The sequence below is a fragment of the Acidisoma sp. genome, from assembly GCF_035492295.1.
GTDB lineage: Bacteria > Pseudomonadota > Alphaproteobacteria > Acetobacterales > Acetobacteraceae > Acidisoma.
This window is the reverse complement of sequence record NZ_DATJJK010000129.1, coordinates 1-5,643: the sequence shown is the minus strand read 5'-3', so window position 1 is coordinate 5,643 and position 5,643 is coordinate 1. Positions and strand designations below refer to the sequence as shown.

Below are 5,643 nucleotides of genomic sequence, written 5' to 3'. Positions count from 1 at the left end.
GATGGACATTCTGCCGCCCGAGGAACTGGCGGGCTTTGCGGCGCTCGGCGAATTGTCCCTCGCGGGAGACGTGGTACCGGTCGCCGGCATTCTGCCCGCGGCCATTTCAGCTGCGGAGCGAGAATGGGGGCTGATCTGCGCCGCGGCCCAAGGCCCGGAAGCCGCCTGGGCAGGAAAACTGCAGATTCTCGCGGCGCCCGACCTCATCAGCCTCATCAATCACTTTCGCGGCACGCAGATCCTCTCGCCGCCGGACGTTGCCGGGCTGACAGAGCCGCGCCCCGGCCCCGATCTCGCCCAGGTGAAGGGCATGGAGCTTGCCCGCCGGGCGATGGAGATCGCGGCAGTCGGCGGACACCACATGCTCATGCTGGGGCCGCCGGGGGCGGGCAAATCCATGCTCGCCGCGCGGCTGCCCGGGCTGCTGCCCGATCTCACGCCAATGGAGGCGCTCGAGGTCAGCATGGTCCACAGCGTCGCGGGCATGTTAGCGGGGGGGCGGCTATTGCGTCGGCCGCCCTTCCGGGAGCCTCATCATTCCGCCTCGCAAGCGGCGCTGACGGGCGGCGGCCAGCGGGCGAGGCCGGGCGAGGTCAGCCTCGCGCATCGCGGCGTGCTGTTTCTCGACGAGTTGCCGGAATTCCCGAGCATGGCGCTTGAGGCGCTGCGCCAGCCGGTGGAATCCGGCCGCACCACCGTCTCCCGCGCCTCGGCGCGCGTCACCTATCCTGCGCGTTTCCAACTGATCGCCGCCATGAACCCCTGCCGTTGCGGCCATTTCGGCAATGCCGCGCGTGAATGCGGCCGGGCGCCGCGCTGTGCTGAGACCTATCAGGCCAAGATCAGTGGTCCTTTGATGGACCGGATCGATCTGATCGTCGAAGTCTATCCCATCTCTCCGTCCGAACTGTCCCGCGCGCCGCCCGGAGAGCCGAGCGCCGCCGTCGCCGCGCGGGTTGTAGCCGCCAGGGCGCTTCAGCAGGCGCGGGCAGGCCAGGAGACCGGCTGGCTCAACAGCGAGGCCGAGATCGACAGTATCCGGCTGGAGGCCGAGGCCCGTGCCTATGCCGAGACGGCGGCCGACAAGCTGGAACTGTCGGCCCGGGGCTTTACGCGGATGCTGCGGGTCGCGCGCTCGATCGCCGATCTCGCCGGGGTTCCTGTGGTGCGGCGGATGGACATCGCAGAAGCGCTCGCCTATCGCCACCGCCGGCCGGGCCAGCCTGTGCTGCGCCGCTCTCCTGGCGAGAAGCGCATCGCCTGAGGCCTACCCGGTTGGGCTGCCCGCTAAATGCCAGGCGATGAGCTGCAGGCGCAGTTCGAGGCGCTGCAGGGGTTCGAGCTCGAGGCCGAGAATCTCCTCGATTCGCTCCAGCCGGTTGAGCAACGTATGGCGGTGAATGCCCAGCCGCCGGGCCGAGATCGAGACATTGCCGTCATTCTCCAGCAGGCAGGCGAGGGATTGCACGAGCGCCCCCTGCTGCCGGCGGTCGTGCTGCAGCAGCGTCAGGATCGCCGGGAAGGGCCGGTCTCCGGCCTCCTTCGGCTCGGTCGCCTGCAGGAAGCGGGAGAGGGCCGTCAGTTCCTCGGCCCACAGGATGCGGCGGCCGGGTTGCAAGATGCGCCCGAGCCGCAACGCCTCGCGCGCCCTCGCATAGCCAGCGGGTGCCTGCCTGATCTCCTCCAACACCGGGCTGATCGCGATGCGCGGCCGCAGGCGGGCCGCGTCCAGCACATCGGCGAGGGCACCGAGTTGCTCCCGGGTGACCGGCCCCTTCGGCCGCTGCAGCACGCCGAGCAGCAGACTGCCGCGCCGCGCGACCTGGCCGCCCAGCGTCTGCCGCCGGATGAAGGTGCGGATGAGGGCGAGGGCATTATCGCCATTCGCCCCTTCCACATCGGCCGCGAAAGCGATGAACGGGATGCCGGAACGCAGGTCCAGCTCGGCGGCGGCCTCGGCCGTGGCGCCGGTACCGTGCAGCACATCCACCACGCGGTCTTCCGCCCGCCGCTCGGCCGGACGCGCGATCTCGGCCGCCTGGGACAGCAGCAGCGCCGCCGCCATGGCCCCGGCCTCGGCGGCCAGACTATCGAAACGGCTGATCTCCTCGCGGGCGCTTTCGATGACGAGCCAGCCGCTGGGCTGTGGCTGGGTCGGGATGGCGGCGGCAAAGCCCAGCCGGCCCGAGGGCGCGGCCAGGGGCTGGGTGGTGCCGCTGACGGCGCGCAGGGCCGCGAGGGCTGTCGCTGCTTCAGGTGCCAGGCTTGAGACGAGGAAGACAGCGCCGCCCGGCTCGGTCGCCTGAAAGCGCGCGAGCAACTGGCCGCCGGTATCCACGACGCCGATATTGCGGCCGAAAAGGCGGCCGAGGCGCGTGCAAAGCGCGGGCAAGCCGCCACCGCGCATCACAATCTGCAGCAGATCCCGGTTCAGCCGCTCGGCGCTTTCCAGTGCGACATATTGCGACTGCACGAGATGCGTCAGCAGACTATGCGTCACGTCCCGGAAGTTGATCGCCCAAGGGAGCACGATGACCGGGATGCCGAGTGCGTCACTCCGCTTCAGCATCACGTCCGGCACGCGGTCCATATAGGTGCCAAGGGCTATGACGAGAGCCGCGATCTGCAGCTTCTCCATGACCTGAAAGATGTCGCGCTGCAGCCGCTCATTCGCGCCGAGCACGACGCCCGCCGTCATGATCAACTCATGACCGGTCAGCGAATCTTCGATATCCTCGTGGTCGACGACATGCACCCAGCGCAGCCGCCGGCCTAGTCCGGCATGGCCGGAGACGACCGTTGCCTGGTCAAAAGGCGCGATCGTAAGGCATTCGGCGACTGTGAGGCCGAAGTCGGATGCGGTGGCGGGCGGCACGCTTACCCCTAAAATCCTCATTCCCGCGGTGCCCAGCGGGATGCCGGGAGAATGACGTCTTTTTGCTTCTTTTTCTGCAGAAAAAGAAGATGCCTTCGTTACTTGCGCCGAAAGGCCGCCCCCGGGTGGTTCTCCGCCAGCCGCTTGTGGCCGGCGCCGAACAGGTTCTCGCGCAGTGTTGTTCCCTCGTATGCGGTGCGGTAGCGGCCGCGCCGCTGCAGTTCGGGCATCACGAAATCGGCGAAATCCCCGGCCGTGCCGGGGGCGAGGAAGCCGCGCATGAGGAATCCGTCGAGGTCAAAGGTATCGGACCAGCGCTCGATCTCGTCCGCGCATTTTTCCGGACCACCGCAGACGAAGAGGCGCTTGCGGTCGAGCCGCGCGGCATCCTCGATGATGTCGCCTACCGTCCAGCCGGCGGGGAAGGGGTAGCGCGCCATATGGTCCGCGCCCGGACCGCCTGCCGCGATGATGTCCTCGATCTTCTCATGGTGGCCGTAGCGCGAGAGGTCCATGCCCGAGCCGAAGCGATGGGCGAGGTAGCCGTCCGCGCTGGCGAGCTTCATGTAATCGGCAAGCTTGGCTTCCGCCTCGGCGTCGGTCGCGGCGCAGATGATGTTGCATTCCGCGAAGAGCCGCACTTCGTCATGGCCGCGCCCGGCCTCTGCCGCGATGCGGCGGATGTCCTGCACATGGCTGAGCAGGATGTTCTCGGTATAGCCGCCGATGAAGATTCCTTCGGCATGCCGCGCCGCGAAGGCCCGCCCGCGGTCGGAACTGCCGGCCTGGAAGAGCACGGGCGTGCGCTGCGGCGTCGGGCTCATCAGATGCGGGCCGGCGACCTTGAAATGCGCGCCCTCGTGGTTAATGGCGTGGACTTTGCTCGGGTCGCTGACCATCGAGGCCCCGGTATCCAGGCGCAGCGCGTCCTCCTCCCAGCTCTGCTCCCAGAGTTTGAACGCCACCTCTGCATATTCCTCGGCCCGGTCGTATCGCGTGCCATGGGCCAGGGGCTCGATGCCGAAATTGGCCGCCGCCCCCGGCAGGTAGGAGGTCACGATGTTCCAGCCGACACGGCCCCCACTCAGCATATCGAGCGAACTCATGCGGCGCGCGAAGGAGAAGGGATGCTCATAGGTGGTCGAACTGGTGGCGGCGAAGCCCAGATGCTTTGTCGCCGCCGCCATGGCGGGGATGAGCACGAGCGGATCGTGGATCGGCACATGCATGCCCTCACGCAGCGCCACATCCGGCGTGCCGCCAAAACCGGCCGAGATGCCCAGCGTATCGGCGAAGAAGAGGGCATCGAATAGACCGCGCTCCAGAGTCTTCGCCTGTTCGATCCAGAAGTCGAAATCGCCGAAGTTGCGGCGCTTGTTGTCAGGGTGTCGCCACAATCCGTAGTTGTTGTGGCTGATGGCGCCCATCTCCAGCAGCATGAAGTGGATTTGCCGCCCGGCGCGTGTCTCGGTCATTGCCATTCCTCCAGCGTTTGCCTCAACCTTCGGCGGGCCGTCGCAGGCGGACGAAGGTGAGGAGCGCGGTCGCCGTCAGCACGATCGCGATGATGATGGTGGCGAGCGCGTTGACCTCGGGGCTGACGCCGAGATGGACGCGCGAGAAGATGACCAGGGGCAGCGTGGTCGAGCCCGGCCCCGAGGTGAATTCGCTGATGATCACGTCGTCGATGCTGAGCGAGAAGGCGAGCAGCCAGGCGGAGACGATGCCCGGCAGGATGAGCGGCAGGGTGATCAGCGCGAAGACGGTGGCAGGCATCGCCCCGAGATCGAGGGCGGCTTCCTCCACCGAACTGTCGAACCCGGCGAGCCGGCTCTGGATGACGATCGCCACGAAAGCGCTGCAGAAGGTGATATGGGCGGCGCAGATCGTGATGATGCCGCGCCCATGCGGCCAGCCGAAGAGCTGTTCGCTGCCCACGAACATCAGCAGCAACGCGATGCCGGAGACGATTTCCGGCATCACGAGCGGCGCCATGACCAGACCCATGAAGAAAGAGCGGCCGCGAAAGCGGCGGAAGCGGCTCAGCGCGTAGCCCGCGAGCGTGCCGACGATGGTGGCCCCCGTCGCCGAGATCAGCGCGATCTCGACCGAAACCCGCGCTGCGCGCAGAATCTCGTGGTCGCGCGCCAGCACGCCGTACCATTTCGCCGAAAGCCCGGTCCAGATCGTGACCATGGGCGAGGCGTTGAAGGAATAGACGACGAGAATGACGATGGGGGCATAAAGGAAGGTGAGCCCTGCCACGAGGATCGCGGTCAGCAACCGCCAGGAGAGGGTTGGTGTCATGAGGCGGCGACGAGCTTCGCCTCGTTGCGCTGCCTCAGCCAGATCAGCAGGACGATCGGCACGAGCAGGAAGAGGACGACGGCAGTGGCGACGGCCGAGGCGGTCGGCCAGTCGCGATTGCTGAAGAATTCGTCGAAGACGACGGAGGCGATCATCTGATGGCCGGGGCTGCCGACCAGCGTCGGGATCAGGAATTCGCCCACAGCCGGGATGAAGACGAGCAACGAGCCGGCGACGATGCCTGGCAGTGACAGCGGCAGGGTGACGGTCAGGAAGTTAACGAATGGCCGCCCGCCGAGATCGCTTGCCGCTTCCAACAGGCTAAGATCGAGCTTTTCGAGGGTCGTGTAGAGCGGCAGCAGCATGAAGGGCAGATAGGCATAGGCCATCACCAGGAAGACCGCGAATTGCGTGTTCATCATCTGCAGGGGATGATGGATGATGCCCGTCCACATCAGGAC

At 67.0% G+C, this 5,643-nt stretch carries 5 protein-coding genes; 1 reads left to right on the top strand and 4 read right to left on the bottom strand.

Annotation, left to right across the window (positions count from 1 at the left end; genetic code table 11):
• The coding region (locus VL752_RS09290; protein WP_325354425.1) for a YifB family Mg chelatase-like AAA ATPase at nucleotides 1–1,264 on the top strand (1,264 nt) is incomplete at its 5' end.
• Nucleotides 1,265–1,267: 3 nt separating this feature from the next.
• Here the strand turns inward: VL752_RS09290 and VL752_RS09285 are convergent.
• The 4 genes from VL752_RS09285 to VL752_RS09270 all read right to left on the bottom strand — a co-directional run.
• Nucleotides 1,268–2,875 (bottom strand): PucR family transcriptional regulator, encoded by a 1,608-nt coding sequence (locus VL752_RS09285; RefSeq protein ID WP_325354423.1) that lies wholly within the window; start codon nucleotides 2,873–2,875, stop codon nucleotides 1,268–1,270.
• Between the two features lie 98 nt (nucleotides 2,876–2,973).
• Nucleotides 2,974–4,350 carry an LLM class flavin-dependent oxidoreductase gene (locus VL752_RS09280; protein ID WP_325354421.1) on the bottom strand — a complete coding sequence of 459 codons (1,377 nt, stop codon included), beginning with the start codon at nucleotides 4,348–4,350 and terminating at the stop codon, nucleotides 2,974–2,976.
• 22 nt (nucleotides 4,351–4,372) lie between these two features.
• A complete protein-coding gene (locus tag VL752_RS09275) occupies nucleotides 4,373–5,182 on the bottom strand; it encodes an ABC transporter permease subunit (RefSeq protein WP_325354419.1) in 810 nt (269 codons plus the stop codon).
• Nucleotides 5,179–5,643 (bottom strand): ABC transporter permease (locus tag VL752_RS09270; RefSeq protein ID WP_325354417.1); only part of this gene is annotated, 465 nt, incomplete at its 5' end. The genes VL752_RS09275 and VL752_RS09270, both read right to left, overlap by 4 nt.

Excerpts from the sequence above, each read along its gene's own strand:
- VL752_RS09280 (WP_325354421.1), bottom strand. The coding sequence starts at position 4,350 with ATGACCGAGACACGCGCCGGGCGGCAAATCCACTTCATGCTGCTGGAG.
- VL752_RS09275 (WP_325354419.1), bottom strand. The coding sequence starts at position 5,182 with ATGACACCAACCCTCTCCTGGCGGTTGCTGACCGCGATCCTCGTGGCA.